We start from the raw sequence: 21,799 nt of genomic DNA, 5'->3' as shown, positions 1-21,799 counted from the left end.
CATTGACTCCGGAAGATCGCCCGTATATTACCCATGGGTAATAAATAGTCCAGTGGGTAATTTCCGGGAGGACACGCGATGACGTCACGCACCTATATTGCCGGGGTCGGCATGATCCCGTTCGTCAAGCCCGGCGCCAATGCGCCGTATCACGTGATGGGCGCCGAAGCGGCGAAGCTGGCGCTCGCCGACGCCGGGCTCGACTACGGCCGCGTGCAGCAGGCCTATGTCGGCTACGTCTATGGCGACTCCACCTGCGGGCAGCGCGCGCTCTATCCGGTCGGCATGACCGGCATCCCGATCGTCAACGTCAACAACAACTGCTCGACCGGCTCGACCGCGCTGTTCCTGGCGCGGCAGGCGATCGAGTCGGGCGCGGCCGATTGCGTGATGGCGCTCGGCTTCGAGCAGATGAAGCCCGGCGCGCTCGGGGCCGTGTTCACCGACCGTCCCAGTGCGTTCGACGATTTCGACGCCGCGGCCGACAAGCTGGTCGACGCGCCCGGCGTGCCGCTGGCGCTGCGCTATTTCGGCGGCGCCGGCCTCAGCCACATGAAGAAATACGGCACGCCGCTCTCCGCCTTTGCAAAAGTGCGCGCCAAGGCGAGCCGTCATGCCAAGAACAATCCGCTGGCGCTGTTCCGCAAAGAGGTCACCGCCGACGACGTGATGAACGACCAGGTGATCTGGCCCGGCGTGATGACGCGGCTGATGGCGTGCCCGCCGACCTGCGGCGGCGCCGCCGCGATCCTGGTCTCGGAGAAATTCGCCGACCAGCACGGCCTCAACAAGCAGGTCCGCATCGCGGCGCAGGCGATGACGACCGACACGCCCTCGACCTTCGGTGCGTCAGACATGATGCAGGTGGTCGGCTACGACATGGCGCGGGATGCCGCGCGCAAGGTCTATGAGGCCGCCGGCATCGGGCCTGATGATCTCGACGTCGTCGAGCTGCACGACTGCTTCGCGCACAACGAGCTGATCACCTATGAGGGGCTTGGCCTGTGCGGCGAGGGCGAGGCCGCGAAATTCATCGACGACGGCGACAACTCCTATGGCGGCAGGATCGTCACCAACCCGTCCGGCGGGTTGCTGTCGAAGGGCCATCCGCTCGGCGCCACCGGGCTTGCGCAGTGCTATGAGCTGACGCGGCAGCTGCGCGGCACCGCTGCGGCGACGCAGGTGGAGGGCGCGCGGATCGGCTTGCAGCACAATCTCGGCCTCGGCGGCGCCTGCGTCGTGACGCTCTACGAACGCGCTTGAGGTCGTCATGGTCGATCAATCCGCTGTCGGGCGTACATTTACGCCCGTGACCGCGCGCGTCGAGCCGGGGCGGCTGCGCTTCTTCCTCGATACGCTCGGCGAGACGAATGCCGTCTATCGCGACGAGGCGGCCGCGCAGGCGGCCGGCTTCACGGCGGCGCCGGTGCCGCCGACCTATCTGTTCTGCCTCGAGATGATGGATGCGCCGGACCCGTTCGAGTTCCTCACGGCGCTCGACATCGATCTGGCGCGCGTGCTGCACGGCGAGCAGCGCTTCGACTATCATGCGCCCGTCGTGGTCGGCGACACCTTGACCTTCCGCCCGCGCGTCACTGGCATGACCGACAAGAAGGGCGGGGCGATGACGCTGATCGTGGTCGACACCCCGGTCACCAACCAGAACGGTGTCCATGTCGCCGATGTCTCGCGCACCGTCGTGGTACGCAATGCGAGGCCGTCATGAGCAGCTCTCCCTCTGTCGGCGACCGCATCGTCCACAAGGAGTTTCCACCGATCACCCGCCATCGCCTCGCGCTGTATTGCGGCGCCTCCGGCGATCACAATCCGATCCATGTCGACATCGATTTCGCGAAGGCGGCCGGCTTCCCCGACGTGTTCGCGCACGGCATGCTGGTGATGGGCTATCTCGGCCAGGCGCTGACCGACGCGGTGGCGCCGTCGCGCATCCGCTCGTTCTCGACCCGCTTTGCGGCGATCACCCAGCTCGGCGCGAAGCTGACCTGCGAGGGCACGGTGACCGAGCTGGTCGAGCAGGGCGGTGAGAGGCGCGCAATACTCGCGCTGACCACCAGGGATCAGAACGGCGAGATCAAGCTCGCCGGCGAGGCGGTTATCGCGCTGTAGTGCGAAAGGTCTCGCCACGAGGGATTGTGCGCTCCCTCGCCCCGCTCTTGCGGGGAGAGGGTTGGGGTGAGGGGCTGCTTCCGCGCACTCTGGAGGTGGTGAGACCTGTACCCCCTCACCCGGAACGCATCTGACAATGCGTTCCGACTTCTCCCCGCAAGCGGGGCGAGGTGAGGCGGGCATACCGCAAAGATCACGTTGTTTGAGGGAGGTTTGAATGTCAAAGCTGCAAGGCAAAGTCGCGCTCGTCTCGGGCTCCGGCCGCGGCATCGGGCGCGCGATTGCGCTGAAGCTCGCGAACGAGGGCGCGCGCGTCGTGGTCAACGACCTCGATGCCGAGCCGGGCGATGCGGTCGTCGCGGAGATCAAGGCCATGGGCGGCGAGGCGATCGCGGTCAATGGCAGCGTGACCGAAGCCGGCTTTGCCGATCGCTTCGTCGGCGCCGCGATCGAGCGGTTCGGCGGTCTCGACATCATCGTCAATAATGCCGGGTACACCTGGGACTCGACGATCCAGAAGATGACCGACGAGCAGTTCCAGGCGATGCTGGACGTCCATCTGGTCGCCCCGTTCCGCATCATGCGCGCGGTGTCGGAGCCGATCCGAGTGATGGCGAAGAGGGAGGCCGAGGCGGGCCGCGAGGTGTTCCGCAAGGTCGTCAACATCTCCTCGATCGCGGGCCTCTACGGCAATGCCGGGCAGGCGAGCTATTCGTCCGCCAAAGCATCGCTGATCGGGCTGACGCGCACGATGTGCAAGGAGTGGGGCCGCTACAAGGTCAACGTCAATTGCGTGGCGTTCGGCCTGATCAACACCCGCCTGACCCAGCCGATCGAGACCCAGCAGAAAACCATCGACGTCGCCGGCCGCGACATCAAGGTCGGCGTCCAGCCGCAGATGCTGGAGGCGATGGGCCGCATGATCCCGCTCGGCCGCGGCGGCACGCCGGAGGAGGCGGCCGATGCGGTCTATCTGTTCTGCGCTCCGGAATCGAATTACATCAGTGGTCAGGTGATCGTCGCCGGCGGCGGTCTTCTGATTTAATACGAGGGCAGAATGCACTACCGATCGTCCTGGATGACCGAGGAGCTGGACACCTTCCGAGACCAGTTCCGCAAATTCCTCGCCAAGGATCTGGCGCCGCACGCCGAAAAATGGCGCGAGCAGAAGCTGGTCGATCGCTCGGCCTGGCGCGCGCTCGGCGAGATGGGCGCGTTGCTGCCGAGCGTGCCCGAGGCCTATGGCGGCTTAGGGGCCAGCTTCGCCTATGACGCCGCCGTGCTCGATGACCTCGAGAGCACGGTGCCGGAGCTGACCACCGGCGTCTCCGTGCACAGCGCGATCGTCGCGCATTACATTGTCAACTATGGCTCGGAGGAGCAGAAGAAACGTTGGCTGCCGAAGATGGCGTCGGGTGAGATGGTCGGCGCCATCGCGATGACCGAGCCCGGCACCGGCTCGGATCTGCAGGCCGTCAAGACCACGGCGAAGAAGCAGGGCAATTCCTACGTCATCAACGGCCAGAAGACTTTCATCACCAACGGCCAGGCCGCCGATCTCGTCATCGTGGTGGCGCGGACCGGGGCTCCGGGCGCCAAGGGCATCTCGCTGATCGTGGTTGAGACCGCGGGCGCCGAGGGGTACCGGCGCGGGCGCAACCTCGACAAGATCGGGCTGCACGCATCAGACACGTCGGAGCTGTTCTTCGATAACGTCACGGTGCCGCCGGAGAACCTGCTCGGCGCCGAGGAGGGCAACGGCTTCGTACAGCTGATGCAGCAATTGCCGCAGGAGCGGCTGTCGCTCGCGATCGGCGCGGTCGCCTCGATGGAGCGCGCGGTCAGGATCACCGCCGAATACACCAAGGAGCGCACCGCGTTCGGCAAGCCGCTGCTCGAATTCCAGAACACCGCCTTCAAGCTTGCCGAGCGCAAGACCGAGGCGATGATCGCCCGCGTGTTCGTCGACTGGTGCGTCGAGCGCCTGGTCGCCGGCGACCTCGACACCGTGACGGCGTCGATGGCGAAATGGTGGTGCTCGCAGAAGCAGGTCGAGACCGCCGACGAATGCCTGCAGCTGCATGGCGGCTACGGCTACATGCAGGAATATCCGATCTCGCGCATGTTCATCGATTCCCGCATCCAGAAGATCTATGGCGGCACCAACGAAATCATGAAGCTCCTGATCGCGCGTTCGCTGTAGGCGGGCGCATCTTTGGCCGTCGTTCCGGGGCACGCGAAGCGTGAACCCGGAATCTCGAAGTTGCGGCTTGAGATTCCGGGTTCGATGCTCGCGCATCGCCCCAATGACGCGGAGGGGTGAGTGCGCGCTCATCTCCTTCGGCCGTGCGCCGCTACATCGCCCGTACGTTCTTGAGGAACTTGTCGACCTGAACTTCCAGCTCTGAGGCGTTGCTGGCGAGCTCTCCGGAGGCCGCCAGCACGTTCTCGGCGGCCTTGCTGGCATCGTCGATCGCCTTGGTCGTGCCGTTGATGTTTGCGGTGACCTCCTTGGTGGCCGCGGCCTGTTCCTCGACCGCGCTGGCGATCACGGTCGAGATCTCGCTGATCTGGACGATGACCTGCGAGATCGCCTTCAGCGCCGTGGCGGTGTTGCCGGTCGCGGCCTGCATCTCGTTGATCTGCGCCGAAATGTCTTCCGTGGCCTTGGCGGTCTGGTTGGCCAGCGCCTTCACCTCGGAGGCGACGACGGCGAAGCCGCGTCCGGCCTCACCGGCCCGCGCGGATTCGATGGTTGCGTTGAGCGCAAGCAGGTTGGTCTGGCCGGCGATTTGGCTGATCAGGGCGACGACGTCGCCGATCTTCTGCGCCATGGTCACGAGACCCGCGACCAGCTTGTCGGACTTCTCGGCTTCGTCGACCGCCATGCGGGCAATGCGGCTCGCCTCGGCCACCTGGCGGCTGATCTCGTTGACCGAGGACGACAGCTCCTCGGACGCGGACGCCGCGCTCGCCGAGCGCTGATTGACGAATTCGGCGGTCGTCGTCAGCGATCGCGCAGTGCCCTGCATTTGCGTCGACGCCGACGCCAGCATCCCGGCAAGGCCCTTCACGTCCTTCTCGAAATCGTCCGCCAGCTTCACATTGCCTGTCACGACCGACCAGCTCAGCATCGCGCCGGTGTAGTTGCCGCGCTTGTCGGTCAGCCCGGAGACCCGCAGGTCGAGCGTTTCCGGACCGAGCTTGATCTTGGCCGCATGCGGCAGGTTTTTGGGATCGCCGACGATGCGGCGCTGGTGCGCCGGGTTCTTGTGGAAGATGTCGAACGAGTTGCCGAGGATCTTGTCCGGCGCCACCGGAAGCAGGTGCTTCACGGTGTCGAGCGTCTTGAGGCTGGTCTGGTTGATGTAGGTGATGTTGAAATCGGTGTCGCACATCATGATGTTGATCGGCATGTTGTCGAGCATCTGCAACAGCCGTTCGGTCTGCGTTTCAAGCCGCGCCTTCTCGGTCGCGAGCTCCCAGGTCAGCATCGGGCCGGTGTAGCGGCCGCGCGAATTGGTCATAGCCGTCACGGTGAGATCGAGCGTCTCGCCGCCGATGGTGATACGCGCCTTGTGCGGCAGGTTCTTCGGGTCGGACAGCAGCCGGCGCTGATGCTGCGGGTTCCTGTGAAATATATCGATCGATTGCCCGATCAGCGCGTCGACCTTTACCGGCAGCACATGCTCGATCTTCTTCAGGTTCTGCCGCGTCGACTCGTTGATGTAGGTGATTTTGAAATTGTCCAGCTCGCAGAGCATGACACTGATCGGCATGTCGTCGAACAGCCGGTACGAACTGTCCGAGCCGATCACGCTTGCGACGCTCTTCATCCCCAACATGCATTGCCTCCAGCCTTGATAATGATCTTGGTGAATTGAAACGGTGCACCTGATCGGCGACCGAATGCCTTCCACCGCCGGCCCCACGCAGGTGCGCTACACGATTTACAATTTCTGACTGCGTGGAACGGTAGGCGATTCGAGTTCCACCAAGAAGGGCGCGCAATGCGCCGCGTGCGCTCGCGCAGGTCGAACGCGCGATGCTCGCGATGAGCGCAGCCGAAAACGTTGCGCAACACCGCGATTTGCCGTGAAATCCACGCGATCCGGCGACGAAGATGCGAAGCGGCCGATCGCTGCACCGTAATCATACGGAAGCAGAAGCGTGCGCTCCTAATGATTGTTATCGTGCACATAACGCGGTGGCTCATGCAGATTGTGCCACGCCATCGCGCGCAGCGGAGAGTTCTTGACTGCAATCTTCTCGGCGGCCACGCGCTGTCGGTCTTGGCAACGTGGCGTGCGAGCATTCTTTCGCCTGCGCTCTGTTGCGTCGGTCGGCGCCTCCGTGATGACAGGCTGCCGCATCGTCGATGCGGGTGTTCGTGAAAGGAGCCCGCGCAGGTTGATCATGCCGCGCGAGACCCGATCGGGGTCACGGACCGGCGTCGTGGTCCCGCGCGAGCGCAACGAGATCGCCCTCGAGCCGGACGATCGTGACCTGCGTTGCTTGCCGGCCGGCGGCTTCAATCCTGCCGGCGATCGTCCGCTCTGCGGAAATCGATGACGAAACTGCGTTGCCCATTGCCTACCGCATGGCTTGACGCCGCTGCGGCCGCGAGACGCAGCTTCGGCCTTGCACCCCATTTCCGTCTATCATACCCCGTGGGACCACGATCCGCGCGAAGCTCAAACGCGCGCCAGTACTTGCAGGGAGCCCTCATGACCAAAAGCAATGCTCGCACCGGAGGCCAGATCCTGATCGACCAGCTGGTCGCGCAAGGGGTGGAGCGCGTCACCTGCGTGCCGGGCGAGAGCTATCTGGCGGCGCTCGACGCCTTGCACGACAGCCCGATCGACGTCGTGATCTGCCGCGCCGAGGGCGGGGCCGCGATGATGGCGGAGGCCTATGGCAAGCTCACGGGACGTCCGGGCATCTGCTTTGTCACCCGCGGTCCGGGCTCGACCAATGCCGCCCATGGCGTGCACATCGCGATGCAGGACTCCACCCCGATGATCCTGTTCGTCGGCCAGGTCGACACCGGCATGCGCGAGCGCGAGGCATTCCAGGAACTCGACTACAAGGCGGTGTTCGGCACGATGGCGAAATGGGCGGTCGAGATCGATCGTCCGGATCGCATTCCCGAACTGGTCGCGCGCGCCTTCCGCGTCGCGCTGCAGGGCCGGCCCGGTCCGGTGGTGATCTCGCTGCCGGAGAACATGCTGACTGAAACCGCCGCGGTCGCCGACGCGCCGAAGGTCGAGCCTGCGGCGACCTGGCCTGCGCCGGCCGATCTCGAGCGCCTCGGCAACATGCTCGCCGGCGCCAAGGCGCCGATCGTGGTGCTCGGTGGCTCGGCCTGGACCGCGGAGGCCGCCAAGGGCATCGCGCGCTTCGCCGAGCGCTTCGACCTGCCGGTTGCCACCTCGTTCCGCCGCGCCTCGCTGTTCGACGCCGACCACTCGCATTATGCCGGCGATCTTGGCATCGGCCCGAGTCCGAAGCTCAGGGATCGCATCACCGGCGCCGACGTCATCCTCCTGATCGGCGGCCGCATGTCGGAAATGCCGTCCTCGTCCTACACGCTGCTCGACATTCCGGTGCCGAGCCAGAAACTGATCCATGTCCATCCCGGCGCCGAGGAGCTCGGCCGTGTCTACCAGCCGGCGCTGGCGATCCAGGCGACGCCTGCGGCCTTTGCCGCCGCGGTCGAGACCATGATGCCGGCGGCAGTGCCGGCCTGGAAGGGCGAGGCGGCCAAGGCGCACGCGGATTACCTCGCCTGGACCGACAAGCCGCGCGAGCTGCCGGGCAGCTTCCAGTATGGCGAGGTCGTGACCTGGCTGCGCGACCGGCTGCCGAAGGATGCGATCGTCTGCAACGGCGCCGGCAATTACGCCGGCTGGATTCATCGCCACCATCGCTTCCACGCTTTCGCCGCGCAGCTCGCGCCGACCTCGGGCTCGATGGGCTACGGTGTGCCGGCGGCTGTGATGGCCAAGCGGCATCATCCGGACCGGGTCGTCGTGGCGTTCGCCGGCGACGGCTGCTTCCTGATGAACGGGCAGGAGTTCGCCACCGCCGTGCAGTATGACGCGCCGCTGATCGTCGTCGTCATCGACAACGCGCAATACGGCACCATCCGCATGCATCAGGAGCGCGACTATCCGGGCCGCGTCGTCGGCACCCAGCTCAAGAACCCGGACTTCGCGCTTTACGCCAAGGCGTTCGGCGGCCATGGCGAGCGGGTCGAGCGCACCGAAGACTTCGCGCCCGCGTTCGAGCGCGCGCTGGCCTCCGGCAAGCCCGCGATCCTGCACTGCCTGGTCGATCAGCGTGCGCTGTCGGTCGGCAAGGATTTTGCGCCGCAGGCCACGCGGTAGGGCATGATCCGGAAAAGTGCGAAGCGGTTTTCCGAGGAGATCATGCCCAAACAAAAGTCCCGTCACGTCGCGATCATCGGGGCCGGCGCGGTCGGCGTCATCAGCGCCATCGAGGCGCTGCGTGCGGGCCACAGCGTAACCTTGATCGATCCGGGCGAGCCCGGCGGCACCCAGGCGGCGAGCTACGGCAATGCCGGTTGGCTTTCGTCGCATTCGGTGATCCCGCCGGCCGAGCCGGGCACCTGGAAGAAGGTGCCGGGCTATCTGATGGATCCGCTCGGGCCGCTGGCGATCCGCTGGTCGTATCTGCCGAAGGCCTTGCCGTGGCTGGTCAAGTATCTGCTGTCGAGCCGGACCGAGGCGCAGGTCGAGGCCACCGCGCGGGCGATGCGCGATCTCCTGAAGGATGCACCGCTGCTGCACCGGCAGCTCGCCGAGGAAGCCGGCGTGGGCGAATTGATCGAGCGGCGCGGCGTGATGCATGTGTTTCCCTCACGCGCGCCGTTCGACCGCGATCTCGGCTGGCGCATCCGCAAGCGCGTCGGCATCGAATGGCTGGAGCTCGATGAAGACGAGATGCGCCAGCGCGAGCCCGATCTGCATCCGCGCTACAAATTCGGCGTCGTGGTGGAGGAGGCGGGCCGCTGCCGCGATCCCGGCGCCTATGTCGCGGCGCTTGCCGCGCACGCCGTCGCGAACGGCGCCGAACGCGTCGCCGCCAAGGCAACGGGCCTCAGGCTTGCCGGTGACAGGCTTGTCGCTGTGATCACCGAGAGCGGCGAGATCGCCTGCGACGCCGCCGTCGTCGCCGCGGGCGCGCGCTCCAGGCAATTGACCGCCTCGATCGGCGATCCGCTGCCGCTGGAGACCGAGCGCGGCTATCACGTCATGATCGAAAATCCGGAATCCGGCCCGCGCAATTCGATGATGGCCTCCGATGCCAAGATGGTAGTCAACTGGACCGACAAGGGCCTGCGCGCCGCCGGCACGGTGGAGATCGCGGGGCTTGACGCCGCGCCGAACTGGAAGCGCGCCGAAATCCTGCGCGAGCACCTCTTCAGTATGTTCCCGAAGCTGCCGACGGATATTCCGCCATCGCGGATCAAGACCTGGTTCGGCCATCGGCCGAGCATGCCGGACGGGCGCCCCTGCATCGGTTATGCCCGTGCCACGCGCGATGTGGTCTACGCCTTCGGCCACGGCCATGTCGGCCTGGTCGGATCGGCCCGGACCGGCCGGCTGGTCGCGCAACTCCTGAGCGGCAAGGCGCCCGAGATTCCGCTCGCCCCGTTTGCGCCCTCGCGCTTCCTGTAGGAAGCAACGGCGGCGAAGCCTCAGCTGTCGCCGGCCCAGGCCGTGATCGCGGCCGGTGCGATCACGCGTCGCGGTGCGTGCGGATTGATCGTTCCGGCGCTGACGTCCTGCGTCTGAACGAGCAGCGTGCGCGCAAACGCCTTGGCGTCCTGCTCGGTCGTGAAGGTACGGGTCTGGCGCGCGAAGCGGTGATGTCCGGCGTCAGGATTTCGCATGGCGAACGAGACGTACCAGATGGCCTTGTCGGTCTTCATCGCGCCTCTTTGGTGGTAATCCGCCCGCGCGATCGCGACGTGATGCTCGATGCTCGATGTGCAAAAAGTGCCAAGACAAAGAATCCTGAAATACAACACATTGCGGCGAATAGGCTCCTCGGCGAACCAGCAATGCTACAGCATCGGCACGTCTACCGATACTGGCGGCATATTACCTGTCAACCGATGGGTGAAATGACAATGCGCCGTTGCGACGTTGGTTCCATCCGGCAAATTGCCATGTCGGACGAGGCGCTGGTCGCGGTCCGCGAGGGCGAAGCGGCGGCCCTGAAGCCCGTGAACTGGTGGCGAGCCGTCACGACAAGTGTCGATACTTTCGAACGCTCGACGTAGGCCTCGCTAGATGACTTGGTCCTCCTTGCGGGCTGCGTTGATGGTTTCCTCCACCTCGGCGGCAAGGGCCGTGAGATGTTCGGCGAGCTTGCTGAACAACTCGCGCTTGCGCATGTCAGTCGCCAGGTCTCGGATCAACGCACATTCCGCCGCGTCGCGGCGAAGCTTTTCGAGATGCGTCAGCATGTCCTGCATGTTTCGTCCCCGAATGCCGTACTTCGCAACGCTAAGGCGGCACAGAACCGCGTAACAATAACCTGTGATAATTTTCGCGAACCTTGGCGAGGGTCGCGTATTTTTCTGACCCTCAGGGCAAGCTTGGCTTGCGACATTCAGTGTCGTCCCTGCGAAAAGCAGGGACCCATAACCACAAGTGCTGATTGGTGTGCTTCGCTGGAATGACCAGCTCTGTTCACAACATCCGCCGCGGCGTATGGGTCCCTGCTTTTCGCAGGGACGACAGCGAGGATGAGGCGATAGCGCTGCCTCTCTCACGACCCGATCCGCACCACCATCTTGCCGAGCGCCGCGCGGGTCTGCATGGTGGTGAAGGCCGCGCGAAAATCGTCGAATGCGAACACCTTACCGACAACAGGCGTCAGTCGGCCATCGTTCAGCCATGCCGACAATTGCGTCATCACGCGCGCCTGCGCGTCGGGCTCGCGCCGCGCGATCTGGGCGGCATCGACGCCGATCAGGAAGCCGCCTTTCAGGAGCGGCAGATTGAACGGCAAAGCGGGAATGTTGCCGGCCGCGAAGCCGACCACGACGTGGCGGCCGTTCCAGGCGATCGAGCGGAACGCCTGCAGCGAGACCTCGCCGCCGACCGGATCGAAGATCACGTCGGCGCCGTGGCCGCCGGTCGCGTCCTTCAGCGCGTCGCGCCAGTCGGGCTTCGTGTAGTCGACGACAGCGTCGGCACCGAAGCTTGCGGCGAAGTTGCGCTTCTCCTCCGTCGAGGCCGCGGCGACGACGCGCGCGCCGAGCAGCTTGCCGACTTGAATGGCGGCGATGCCGGTGCCGCCGGCGGCGCCGAGCACCAGCAACTGCTCGCCGGCCTTGAGCGAGCCGCGCTCGCCGAGAGCATAGAGCGCGGTGAGGTAATTGGTGCGAAAGGCCGCGGCGGCCTCCATCGACAGTCCGTCGGGCATGATCTCGACGGCGTCGCGTGGCACCACGATGTGCTCGGCCAGCGCGCCCGAGCGCGCCGCGCCCATCACCCGCATGCCCGGCGCGATGCCGGCGACGTCGCCTGCGACCGCATCGACCACGCCGGCGAATTCCGCGCCCGGCGTAAAGGGCAGGACATCCTTGGTCTGATAGCGGCCCTCGACCTTCAGCCCATCGACGAAGCCGATGCTCGCGGCGTGGACCTGGACTCGGATCTGTCCGGGGCCGGGTTCGGGGGTGGCGATCTCCCTCAGCCCGATCTGATCGATGGGCGCGTATTGCTCGACGACGACGGCCTTCATCCTGTCCTGCTCATTGGTTGGTTTCCTCGAGAGCCTTTTCCGCTCCGATTGAATCGGAATGGGGCCCCGGATTCTTGTGTTGACGCGTCTTCTTCACGCGAGCCGGTAGCCAGTTCGCGCGAATACGCTTCCGGCAAACCTATCCCATGTCCGTTGTTCTACGGGGAGGGGATTTGCGCATGCGACGGCAGGCTCGCATGCGGAAAGCCAGCATCTTCAACGACATCGCGAAAAGACCGGCGTTTACCCGTTGTTATCCCTACCAAATTCGGTAACGCGTCCTTAATGGCGTTAACGTTAGGGTTTTCCACGCGGCCCGCCTTGGGCTGCGCGCCGTCCAGGACGGGCAGGTTGCGTACGCGTTGGAGTCTCCTATGGATATCATGACTGGCGCCGGGCTGTTGGCTGGCATCATCGTCATCGCGGTGATGATGTTCATGGGCGGCGACCTGCACATGTTCATCTCCGAACACGCCATGATCATCATCTTCGGCGGCTCGATCGCGGCGACGATGATCCGCTTCCCGCTGGGCGTGATGCTGCATGGGCTGCCGCTCGGCGCCAAATTCGCCTTCACGATGAGCCGGCTGTCGGCCCGCGACCTCGTCGACGAGCTCGCCCGCATCGCCGAGATCGCCCGCAAGCAGGGGCCGGTCGGCCTGGAAAAGGTCGAGACCGACGAGCCGTTCCTCGCCAAGGGCATCCGTTACGTCGCCGACGGTTACGACCTCGAATTCATCCGCGACAACATGGAGCGCGACCGCGACAACTTCCTGATGCACCTCGACGAGGGCAGCAAGATCTATCGCGCGATCGGCGACTGCGCGCCGGCGTTCGGCATGATCGGCACGCTGATCGGCATGGTGCAGATGTTCGCCAACATGACCGACCCCTCCAAGCTCGGCCCGTTCATGGCGACCGCGCTGCTCGCGACGCTGTACGGCGCGCTGGTCGCCAATTTGTTCTGCCTGCCGATCGCCGACAAGCTGCACGGCAAGCTGCTTGACGAGGAGACCAACCGCACGCTGATCATCGACGGCATCCTGATGATCCGCGACTCCAAGAGCCCGGCGCTGGTGCGCGAGATGCTGCTGGCCTATCTGCCGGAGAAGCATCGCCAGGAGGAAGGCGAGCCGGTTCCGGCCTGACCGGACCGCGCTTTCGGGAAACGCAGCGATGGCCAAGAAAAAGCGCGGCGACGCCCATACCGGAGGTCACGGCTGGTTCGTGACCTTCGCCGACCTGATGGGCCTGATGATGAGCTTCTTCGTGATGCTCGTCGCGTTCTCCACCATGGACAACAACAAGCTGAAGATCGTCGCCGGCTCGATGCGCGATGCCTTCGGCGTGCAGACCAATGTGCGCTATTCCGGCATCGTCGAATCCGACGGCCTGCCGACCCGGCCGAAGCTGAAGAACGTCGAGCACATCTCGCCGGAGGACTCCTCGGCCAATCCGACGCCGGACGAGAAGGAGCGCAGCCAGATCAACGGCGCGCGGCTGAAGATCGACCGCGAATTTGCGCTCGCCTCGGCCTCGCTCCGCCAGGCGCTGCAGGACATGCCGGAGCTGACCGAGATCTCCAAGAACATCATGTTCGAGGAGACCAAGGAGGGGCTCAACCTCGAGATCGTCGACCAGGACGGCCGCTCGATGTTCGCGGACGGTTCCAGGGAGCCGTACGACCGCACCCGCCGGCTGATCCAGAAGCTGGCCGCGCCGCTGAAGGCGACGCCGCTGCGGGTTGCGATCGTGGGGCATACAGCCGCAGGCTTCGTGCCGGCGCGCAGCGATTATGACGGCTTCGACCTGTCCGCGGACCGCGCCAACGCGGTGCGGCAGATCCTGGAGCGGGAAGGGCTGCCGCCGTCGCATATTTTCGCGGTTTCCGGCAAGGCCGACGGCCAGCCGCTGTTTCCCGACGATCCGACGCTGCCGGCCAACCGTCGCGTGACCATCACGTTGATGCGGGAAAATCCGCCGCTGCCGCCGGATCTGAAGCCGTAGCTCTGGGTTACCATACTACCGTCAACTACCATTGTTGCGCGGTTGACACGCGATGCGGAAGCGTCGATAGCCGCGCGGATCAAATCAACCGATCGGGCGTTCCAACCTCGCCATGGCTGTCAGCGTCTCATCTACCGAAGCTCAGGAAGGACAACCGACCTCCAGCTTCTGGGCCCTGACACTCGGCAGCATCGGGGTGGTGTTCGGCGATATCGGAACTTCGCCGCTCTACGCATTCCGTGAGGCGGTCGGCGGCGCCGCGCACGGCCAACCGGTCACCCGCATCATGGTGCTGGGCGTGCTCAGCCTGATCCTGTGGGCGCTATTCACCGTCGTCACCCGCGAAATACGTGCTGTTGCTGCTGCGCGCCGACAACAATGGCGAGGGCGGCACGCTCTCGCTGATGGCGCTCGGCCAGCGCGCGATCGGTCGGCGCAGCTGGCCGCTGCTCGCGCTCGGCGTGGTCGGCGCCTCGATGTTCATCGGCGATTCCATGATCACGCCGGCGATCTCGGTGCTGTCGGCGGTCGAAGGCCTCAAGCTCGCCACCCCGCATCTCGAGCACTATGTGGTGCCGCTGACGATCCTGATCCTGGTCGTGCTGTTCTCTGTGCAGAGTTCTGGCACCGCGCGCGTCGCTTCCGCCTTCGGTCCGGTGATGGTGGTGTGGTTCGCCTCGCTGGCGGTGATGGGGCTCGTTCACATCATGGACGACCCGTCGGTGCTGGCGGCGATCAATCCCTATTACGCGCTCCAGTTCATGCTGACCCACGGCACCATCGGCCTGGTGACGCTGGGCGCGGTATTCCTCGCGGTGACCGGCGGCGAGGCGCTGTATGCCGATCTCGGGCATTTCGGCCGCAAGCCGATCCAGTCCGGCTGGCTGTTCTTCGTGCTGCCGTCGCTGCTGCTGAACTATTTCGGGCAGGGCGCGCTTGTGCTGTCCGATCCCAGCGCGATCGAGAACTCGTTCTACCGCATGGTGCCCGACGTGCTGCTGCTGCCCCTGGTCGGGCTAGCCACCGCCGCGACGGTGATTGCAAGCCAGGCGGTCATCACCGGCGCCTATTCGCTGATCAGCCAGGCGGTGCAGCTCGGGCTCTTGCCGCGCTTCGAGGTTCGCTACACCTCGGAGACCCATGCCGGTCAGATCTATCTGCCGCGCGTCAACCGGCTGCTGCTGATCGGCGTGCTGCTGCTGGTGCTGCTATTCCGCACCTCGAGCGGGCTGGCGTCGGCCTATGGCATCGCCGTCTCCACCACGATGGTCGCCGACGGCATCATGGGCTTCATCGTGATCTGGAAGCTGTGGAACTGGCGCGTGGCGTCGGCGGCGGCATTGATCCTGCCGTTCGTGATCGTCGACATGACCTTCTTCAGCGCCAATCTCCTGAAGCTGTTCGAGGGCGCGTGGGTGCCGCTGCTGTTCGGCGTTGTGATGGCGACGATGATCTGGACCTGGCGCCGCGGCGCCGCCATCCTGGTCGCCAAGACCCGACGCATCGAGGTGCCGCTGCGCGACCTGATCCACAGTCTGGAGAAGCGGCCGCCGCATATCGTCAAGGGCACCGCGGTGTTCCTGACCAGCGATCCGAGCTTCGTGCCGACCGCGTTGCTGCACAATCTCAAGCACAACAAGGTGCTGCACGAGCACAACGTGATCCTGACCATCGAGACCGCACCGACGCCGCGCGTCGATCTATCCGAGCGCGTCAACATGGAGAAGGTGAGCGACAAGTTCACCGCGGTGCGGCTGCGCTTCGGCTACATGGAATCGCCGAACGTGCCCAAGGCGCTGGCGGTCGCGCGCAAGCTCGGCTGGCAGTTCGACATCATGTCGACCTCGTTCTTCGTGTCGCGCCGCTCGCTGAAGCCGTCGGCCCAGTCCGGCATGCCGCAATGGCAGGACCACCTGTTCATCGCGATGAGCCGGTCCGCCAATGATGCCACCGACTATTTCCAGATCCCGACCGGCCGGGTGGTTGAAGTGGGTACCCAGGTAACTATCTGACCGGGCGCAGGATTCTGACATTGATCGGCCGTGACCCATGCGTGATGTGCATGGCGGAGGCCTGAATCCGGGCTAACCTATGCATTCCTGCCGGGAGTATAGCGCTGCGACCCGGCATTGTGCGGTGCGGCAGAAGACAGAGGCACAGCTTCCCCATGTCATCCGAGAGTGCGATCACCGCGGCGGAAACGCCGGCGGCAAACGGCAATGGTGAGGCGCATTCAACCGCCACCTTCAAGGCCCTGATGCTCGGCAGCATCGGTGTCGTCTATGGCGACATCGGCACCAGCCCGCTTTACGCCTTGCGCGAGGCCGTCGTTGCCGCCGCCGGCGGCGAGGGCGCGGTGACGGCGCATGCGGTGCTCGGCGTGCTCTCGCTGATCCTCTGGGCTTTGATCGTCGTCGTCACGCTGAAATACGTCGTGATCCTGCTGCGCGCGGACAACAATGGCGAGGGCGGCACGCTGGCGCTGATGGCGCTGGCGCAGCGCGCGGCGACCAAGGGCGGCGCCGCGATCGTGCTGCTCGGCATCATCAGCGGCGCGCTGTTCTATGGCGACGCCGTCATCACGCCGGCGCTCTCGGTGCTGTCGGCAATCGAGGGCATCAAGCTCGTCACCTCGACATTCGATCCCTATGTCGTGCCGCTCACGGTGGTGATCCTTGTCGTCCTGTTCGCGGTGCAGTCGCGCGGCACCGCGCGCGTCGCGGCCTTCTTCGGCCCGGTGATGTGCGTATGGTTCGCCCTGATCGCGGTCGCGGCGCTGCCGCAGATCGCGCGGCATCCCGAAGTGCTATACGCGCTCAATCCGATTCTCGCGGTGTCGTTCATGCTGCATCACGGCGTGATCGGCTTCATCACGCTCGGTGCGGTCTTCCTCGCGGTGACTGGCGCCGAGGCGCTCTATGCTGACCTCGGCCATTTCGGCAAACGCCCGATCCAGACCGCGTGGCTGTTCATCGTGCTGCCGTCGCTGGCGCTGAACTATCTGGGGCAGGGCGCGCTCCTGATCGGCAATCCCAAGGGCATCGAGAACCCGTTCTTCCTCATGTTCCCGGACTGGGCCTTGATCCCGATGGTTGCGCTGGCGACCATGGCGACCGTGATCGCGAGCCAGGCCGTCATCACCGGCGCGTATTCGCTGACGCGGCAGGCGATCCAGCTCGGCCTGTTGCCGCGGTTCGAGATCCGCCACACCTCGGAGGCGCATTCCGGGCAGATCTACATGCCGCGCATCAACCGTTTCCTGTTCATCGCGGTCATCGTGCTGGTGCTGATGTTCCGCTCGTCGAGCGCACTGGCATCGGCTTACGGCATCTCGGTGACCGGCACCATGGTGGTGACGGCGATGATGGGTTTTGTCGTGATCTGGAAGGTCTGGCGCTGGTCGCCGATCGCGGCCGCCGCGCTGGTCGCGCCCTTCCTGTTCCTCGACATCACCTTCCTGGCCGCCAACCTGCTCAAGGTGTTCGAGGGCGGCTGGGTTCCACTCGCGCTTGGCGGCGCCATGATCGTGGTGATGTACACTTGGCGGCGCGGCAGCCGCCTGTTGTTCGAGAAGTCGCGCAAGCTGGAATTCCCTCTCGCCGATCTCGTCGCGATGCTGGAGAAGCGGCCGCCGCAGCGGGTCTCCGGCACCGCGGTGTTCCTGACCAGCGATCCCGTCAGCGCGCCGACCGCGCTGATGCACAGCCTCAAGCACTACAAGGTGCTGCACGAGAAGAACGTCATCCTGACCATCGAGACCGCGCCGACGCCGCGCATCGATCCGTCCGAGCGGGTGCGGATGGAGCAGCTGAGTGAGACCTTCTCCAAGGTGACGCTGAAGTTCGGTTTCATGGAACAGCCGAACGTGCCGAAGACGCTGGCGATCGCCCGCAAGCTCGGCTGGCAGTTCGACATCATGTCGACCTCGTTCTTCCTGTCCCGCCGTGCGCTGAAGCCGGCGGCGCATTCGGGCATGCCGAGTTGGCAGGACCATCTGTTTATCGCGCTGAGCCGCTCGTCGAACGATGCCACCGACTATTTCCAGATTCCGACCGGGCGGGTGGTCGAGGTCGGCACGCAGGTCACGATCTAGAGGCCACGATCCAGCTTTTCCGCGTGGCATCTAACCCGTTTCGGACGCTTGATTTTCTCTGCGCAAGAGGCGACTTTGCGGCCCGGAACGGCGGGCCGCGCGACGCTCGCCAAGCTGATATCGGGAGGATATTTCCGTGGCGGACCACAAGGTGGAAGATTTGTTTCCGGACGAGGTGTCGAAGGGCATAGCGGAAGGCCGCTATCTGCTGGTCGACGTCCGCGAGCCCAACGAGGTCGCCGTCGAGGCCTATCCCGATGGCGTCGTAGTGCCGCTGTCGACGTTCGATCCGGCGGCGATTCCCGATCCGCAGGGCAAGCAGGTGGTGTTCGCCTGCCGCTCCGGCAAGCGCTCGGTGACGGCTTCGCTGGCCGCCCAGGCCGCGGGCCTGCCCTACGACAAGCACCTGGCGGGCGGCATCATCGGCTGGAAGGCGGCGGGACTGCCGACCAAGACCGGCGGCTGATCCCTGACATGACCTCCATGAACAAGGTCTTCGCGGACCTTCCTGTCACCATCTTCGAGGCGATGTCGCAGGCCGCGCGCGACAACAACGCCATCAATCTCGGCCAGGGCTTTCCCGACGATCCCGGTCCGGAGGACATCCGCCGCGCCGCCGCGGACGCCTCGATCAACGGCTACAATCAATATCCGTCGATGATGGGCATCCCGGAACTCCGTCAGGCGATCGCATCGCATTACGGCCACTGGCACGGACTCAAGCTCGATCCGATGACCGAGGTGATGGTCACCTCCGGCGGCACCGAGGCGCTGACCGCCTCGATCCTCTCCGTGGTCGAGCCCGGTGACGAGGTGGTGTGCTTCCAGCCGGTCTATGATTCCTATCTGCCGATCATCCGCCAGGCCGGCGGCATTCCGCGGCTGCTGCGGCTCGAACCGCCGGAGTGGCGGCTGAGCGAGGAGATGCTGCGCAGCGTCTTCAACCACAAGACCAAGGCGGTGCTGTTCAACAATCCGCTCAATCCGGCGGCGGTGGTCTATCCGCGCGAGGACCTCGAACTGTTGGCGCGGTTCTGCCAGGAATTCGACGCGGTTGCGATCTGCGACGAGGTCTGGGAACACGTGGTGTTCGACGGCCGCGAGCACATCCCGCTGATCACGATCCCGGGCATGCGCGACCGCACCATCAAGGTCGGCAGCGCCGGCAAGATCTTCTCGCTGACCGGATGGAAGATCGGCTTCGTCTGCGCCGCGCCGCCGCTGCTGCGCGTCGCTGCGAAGGTGCACCAGTTCCTCACCTTCACGACGGCGCCCAATTTGCAAGCGGCGGTGGCATTTGGCCTCGGCAAGCCCGACGACTATTTCCTCGACATGCGCAAGGACATGGCGCGGAGCCGTGACCGCCTGACCAAGGGATTGGAGAGCATCGGCTTTCCGGTGCTGAAGTCGCAGGGGACCTACTTCCTCACCGTGGACCTGTCGCCTCTCGGGCTCAACGAGACCGATGCCGAGTTCTGCTGGCGGATCGTGCAGGACTACAAGGTCGCGGCGATCCCGGTGTCGGCGTTCTACGAGCAGGATGCGGTGATGTCGGTCGTGCGCTTTTGTTTCGCCAAGAAAGACTCGACGCTCGACGCCGCGTTGGAGCGGTTGTCGGACGCTGTCCACCGCCGCAAGAGGTAGGCCAGAATGCGAGAGCAGAACCGTCGTCTCGTCAGCTTCGTCGGCGCGGTCGCGACGGTCCTGCTGCTCTCGGCGTCCGCCGACGCCGAGGAGCGCACGGTCAACTTCTACAACTGGTCGAACTACATGGCGCCGGGAGTCCTCGAGGACTTCACCAAGGAAACCGGCATCAAGGTGGTCTACGATACGTTCGACGCCAACGAGACGCTGGAGACGCGGCTGCTCGCCGGCAAGTCGGGCTACGACGTCGTGGTGCCGACCGGCTACTTCCTGCAGCGCCAGATCACCGCGAAGGTGTTCCTCAGGCTCGACAAGTCGAAGCTGCCGAACCTCGCCAATGCATGGCCTGTGGTGACGGATCAGCTTGCGACTTACGATCCCGGCAACAATTACGGCGCCAACTACATGTGGGGCACCACCGGCATCGGCTACAACGTCAGGATCGCGCAGAAGATACTCGGTCCGGACGCGAAGATCGACAGCTGGGACATGGTGTTCAGGCCGGAGAACCTCGCCAAATTCAGGGATTGCGGCATCCACATGCTGGATTCCGCCGACGACATCCTGCCGGCGGCGCTGAGTTATCTCGGCCTCGATCCGAATTCGACCAAGCAGGCCGACCTCGAGAAGGCCGCCGATCTCGTCATCAAGATCCGGCCCTATGTGCGCAAATTCCACTCATCCGAATATCTCAGCGCGCTGGCCTCGGGTGAGATCTGCTTCGTGGTCGGATGGTCGGGCGACATCATGCAGGCGCGCAGCCGGGCGGCGGAAGCCAACACCGGCGTCGAGATCGGTTACACGATCCCGAAGGAGGGCGCGCAGATGTTCTTCGACAATCTCGCGATCCCCGCGGATGCGAAGAATGTCGCCGAGGCCTACGAGCTGATCAACTACCTCTACCGTCCCGAGGTCGCGGCGAAGAACTCGAACTTCCTGTCCTACGCCAATGGCAATCTGGCGAGCCAGAAGCTGATCGACCCGAAGATCTTCAACGACAAGAATATCTATCCCGACGAAGCGATGCAGAAGAAGCTGTTCGTGATCACCGCGCGCGATCCGGCGACGCAGCGGATCATCAATCGCCTGTGGACGCGGGTGAAGACCGGGAAGTAGGTCTATCCGTCATTGCGAGCCAACGGATCGCGCGAACGCGCGCCCGACGACAGGCTCTTCGCTCGTCGCAATGACGAGGTAGGGCTGCCAGCCTACCGCCAGCGCCGGTGCAGCCAGAGCCACTGATCCGGGTATTCGCGGACCCAGCCCTCGACCACGTCGGTGATCGCCTGCATGGTGCCCTGGATGTCGATCTGGCCGGATGCGTCGAACACCGGCTTGACTTCCTCGGTGACCTCGCCGCGGAAGCGGCCGTCGGGCAGGCGGATGATCCGCGTGCCGTGGATGGGGCAATCGATCTGCCGGCGCAGGCGCGCCAGCAGCGGATTCGCCGTGGTCTTGCGGCCGAAGAAGGTGACGGGAACGCCGTTGGTCAAATACTGATCGACCAGCATCGCGACGTGCTGGCCGTTCTTCAGCGCCTGCGCCAGCCTGAGCGGCGCGTCACGGCCGGCCGGCACCAGCGTGCCCAGATTGACCGCGCGGATGCGTTCGATGGCGCGGTCGGCGGCTTCGATGTTCGGCCGGCGAAACAGGATGGTGGCGTCGAGCCCATGCGCTGCGGCGGCAATTGGAGAGAGCTCCCAGTTGCCGAGATGTGCGGCGAAGAACAGTGCCGGCTTGCCGTCGTCACGCAACTGATCGAACAGCTGCTTGCTGCGCGCCGAGAATTCGACGCGACCCGGCTTGTCGGGATTCTGGGGATCGTGGTCCCAGATGCGGTCGATGTGCGCGAATTCAGCGCCGATGCGTCCGAGGTTGTGCCAGACGCCCGTCAGGATCTCCTCGATCTCCTCCGGTGACTTTTGCGGGAAGGCGGCCTTGAGGTTCTCGCGGCCGATGCGATCCTCGCGCAGCCGGCGGCCGATGAAATGGGCGGCGCGGCCGAAGAACCTTGCGGTCTTCTCGGGATCGAAATAGCGCGTCGTGCGCAGCAGGCCGATCGTCAGCCCGCCGATCGCCGCGTCGGTCACGGGCTTCGCGGCGTCACGCAGGTGCGCCCTGGTGCGAAGGAGCAGACGTTTCATC

General features: G+C 65.1%; 19 protein-coding genes and 1 pseudogene. 15 read left to right on the top strand and 5 right to left on the bottom strand.

Features of this window, described 5'->3' with window-relative positions; translation table 11 throughout:
* Positions 1 to 78 precede the first annotated feature (78 nt).
* The 5 genes from ACVWZM_RS00760 (at position 79) to ACVWZM_RS00740 (ending at position 4,330) form a co-directional block, all read left to right on the top strand.
* Complete coding sequence (locus tag ACVWZM_RS00760; RefSeq protein ID WP_076826483.1) at positions 79 to 1,263, top strand: lipid-transfer protein; 1,185 nt, start codon at positions 79 to 81, stop codon at positions 1,261 to 1,263.
* A 7-nt stretch (positions 1,264 to 1,270) separates the two neighbouring features.
* Positions 1,271 to 1,726: a MaoC family dehydratase N-terminal domain-containing protein gene (locus ACVWZM_RS00755; protein WP_456851461.1), complete on the top strand. Its 456-nt coding sequence runs from the start codon at positions 1,271 to 1,273 to the stop codon at positions 1,724 to 1,726.
* On the top strand, positions 1,723 to 2,127 hold the full coding sequence (locus ACVWZM_RS00750) for a MaoC family dehydratase (RefSeq protein WP_076826486.1): 405 nt from the start codon (positions 1,723 to 1,725) through the stop codon (positions 2,125 to 2,127). Before ACVWZM_RS00755 ends, ACVWZM_RS00750 begins: the two co-directional genes overlap by 4 nt.
* 217 nt (positions 2,128 to 2,344) lie before the next feature.
* Positions 2,345 to 3,172 (top strand): SDR family NAD(P)-dependent oxidoreductase, encoded by an 828-nt coding sequence (locus tag ACVWZM_RS00745; protein ID WP_076826488.1) that lies wholly within the window; start codon positions 2,345 to 2,347, stop codon positions 3,170 to 3,172.
* A 12-nt stretch (positions 3,173 to 3,184) separates the two neighbouring features.
* Positions 3,185 to 4,330, top strand: a complete 1,146-nt coding sequence (locus ACVWZM_RS00740) for an acyl-CoA dehydrogenase family protein (protein WP_057019698.1) — start codon at positions 3,185 to 3,187, stop codon at positions 4,328 to 4,330.
* Positions 4,331 to 4,481: 151 nt separating this feature from the next.
* Here ACVWZM_RS00740 and ACVWZM_RS00735 read toward each other — a convergent pair whose 3' ends face one another.
* On the bottom strand, positions 4,482 to 5,972 hold the full coding sequence (locus tag ACVWZM_RS00735; RefSeq protein WP_063790157.1) for a methyl-accepting chemotaxis protein: 1,491 nt from the start codon (positions 5,970 to 5,972) through the stop codon (positions 4,482 to 4,484).
* A gap of 882 nt (positions 5,973 to 6,854) precedes the next feature.
* On the opposite strand from ACVWZM_RS00735, the gene ACVWZM_RS00730 reads away from it, so the two are divergent.
* Together ACVWZM_RS00730 and ACVWZM_RS00725 are read left to right on the top strand one after the other, a co-directional pair.
* The gene (locus ACVWZM_RS00730; RefSeq protein WP_456851459.1) at positions 6,855 to 8,516 is read left to right on the top strand and encodes a thiamine pyrophosphate-binding protein; all 1,662 of its coding nucleotides are present in this window, start codon (positions 6,855 to 6,857) and stop codon (positions 8,514 to 8,516) included.
* Positions 8,517 to 8,558: 42 nt separating this feature from the next.
* Positions 8,559 to 9,830 carry an NAD(P)/FAD-dependent oxidoreductase gene (locus ACVWZM_RS00725; RefSeq protein WP_168855720.1) on the top strand — a complete coding sequence of 424 codons (1,272 nt, stop codon included), beginning with the start codon at positions 8,559 to 8,561 and terminating at the stop codon, positions 9,828 to 9,830.
* A 20-nt stretch (positions 9,831 to 9,850) separates the two neighbouring features.
* Here ACVWZM_RS00725 and ACVWZM_RS00720 read toward each other — a convergent pair whose 3' ends face one another.
* Positions 9,851 to 10,084, bottom strand: coding sequence for a hypothetical protein (locus tag ACVWZM_RS00720; protein WP_057019701.1), 234 nt, complete (start codon positions 10,082 to 10,084; stop codon positions 9,851 to 9,853).
* Between the two features lie 42 nt (positions 10,085 to 10,126).
* On the opposite strand from ACVWZM_RS00720, the gene ACVWZM_RS00715 reads away from it, so the two are divergent.
* Positions 10,127 to 10,438, top strand: a complete 312-nt coding sequence (locus ACVWZM_RS00715) for a hypothetical protein (RefSeq protein WP_229189756.1) — start codon at positions 10,127 to 10,129, stop codon at positions 10,436 to 10,438.
* Between the two features lie 6 nt (positions 10,439 to 10,444).
* On the opposite strand, the gene ACVWZM_RS00710 is transcribed toward ACVWZM_RS00715, so the two are convergent.
* Positions 10,445 to 10,633 carry a hypothetical protein gene (locus tag ACVWZM_RS00710; RefSeq protein ID WP_016848414.1) on the bottom strand — a complete coding sequence of 63 codons (189 nt, stop codon included), beginning with the start codon at positions 10,631 to 10,633 and terminating at the stop codon, positions 10,445 to 10,447.
* A gap of 296 nt (positions 10,634 to 10,929) precedes the next feature.
* Entirely contained in the window at positions 10,930 to 11,910 is a 981-nt protein-coding gene (locus tag ACVWZM_RS00705) for an NADPH:quinone oxidoreductase family protein (RefSeq protein WP_456851457.1), read from the bottom strand.
* 374 nt (positions 11,911 to 12,284) lie between these two features.
* Here ACVWZM_RS00705 and ACVWZM_RS00700 point away from each other — a divergent pair, with 374 nt between their 5' ends.
* The 7 genes and pseudogenes from ACVWZM_RS00700 (at position 12,285) to ACVWZM_RS00670 (ending at position 20,770) form a co-directional block, all read left to right on the top strand.
* Positions 12,285 to 13,058 (top strand): motility protein A, encoded by a 774-nt coding sequence (locus ACVWZM_RS00700; RefSeq protein ID WP_016848416.1) that lies wholly within the window; start codon positions 12,285 to 12,287, stop codon positions 13,056 to 13,058.
* Between the two features lie 28 nt (positions 13,059 to 13,086).
* A complete protein-coding gene (locus ACVWZM_RS00695) occupies positions 13,087 to 13,917 on the top strand; it encodes an OmpA/MotB family protein (protein WP_016848417.1) in 831 nt (276 codons plus the stop codon).
* A 112-nt stretch (positions 13,918 to 14,029) separates the two neighbouring features.
* A pseudogene (locus tag ACVWZM_RS00690) lies at positions 14,030 to 15,929 on the top strand (potassium transporter Kup).
* A 155-nt stretch (positions 15,930 to 16,084) separates the two neighbouring features.
* Positions 16,085 to 18,010 carry a potassium transporter Kup gene (locus ACVWZM_RS00685; RefSeq protein ID WP_092085565.1) on the top strand — a complete coding sequence of 642 codons (1,926 nt, stop codon included), beginning with the start codon at positions 16,085 to 16,087 and terminating at the stop codon, positions 18,008 to 18,010.
* A gap of 136 nt (positions 18,011 to 18,146) precedes the next feature.
* A complete protein-coding gene (locus ACVWZM_RS00680; protein WP_016848419.1) occupies positions 18,147 to 18,476 on the top strand; it encodes a rhodanese-like domain-containing protein in 330 nt (109 codons plus the stop codon).
* A gap of 8 nt (positions 18,477 to 18,484) precedes the next feature.
* A complete protein-coding gene (locus ACVWZM_RS00675) occupies positions 18,485 to 19,654 on the top strand; it encodes an aminotransferase (protein ID WP_456851455.1) in 1,170 nt (389 codons plus the stop codon).
* Positions 19,655 to 19,660: 6 nt separating this feature from the next.
* On the top strand, positions 19,661 to 20,770 hold the full coding sequence (locus tag ACVWZM_RS00670; protein ID WP_456851453.1) for a polyamine ABC transporter substrate-binding protein: 1,110 nt from the start codon (positions 19,661 to 19,663) through the stop codon (positions 20,768 to 20,770).
* A 92-nt stretch (positions 20,771 to 20,862) separates the two neighbouring features.
* On the opposite strand, the gene ACVWZM_RS00665 is transcribed toward ACVWZM_RS00670, so the two are convergent.
* Entirely contained in the window at positions 20,863 to 21,798 is a 936-nt protein-coding gene (locus tag ACVWZM_RS00665; RefSeq protein WP_456851451.1) for a lipid A biosynthesis lauroyl acyltransferase, read from the bottom strand.
* Between the last annotated feature and the right edge of the window lies 1 nt (position 21,799).

Source organism: Bradyrhizobium sp. USDA 4501, assembly GCF_054062115.1.
The sequence above is the reverse complement of the archived record's forward strand: the minus strand, read 5'-3'. Positions and strand labels throughout refer to the sequence as shown.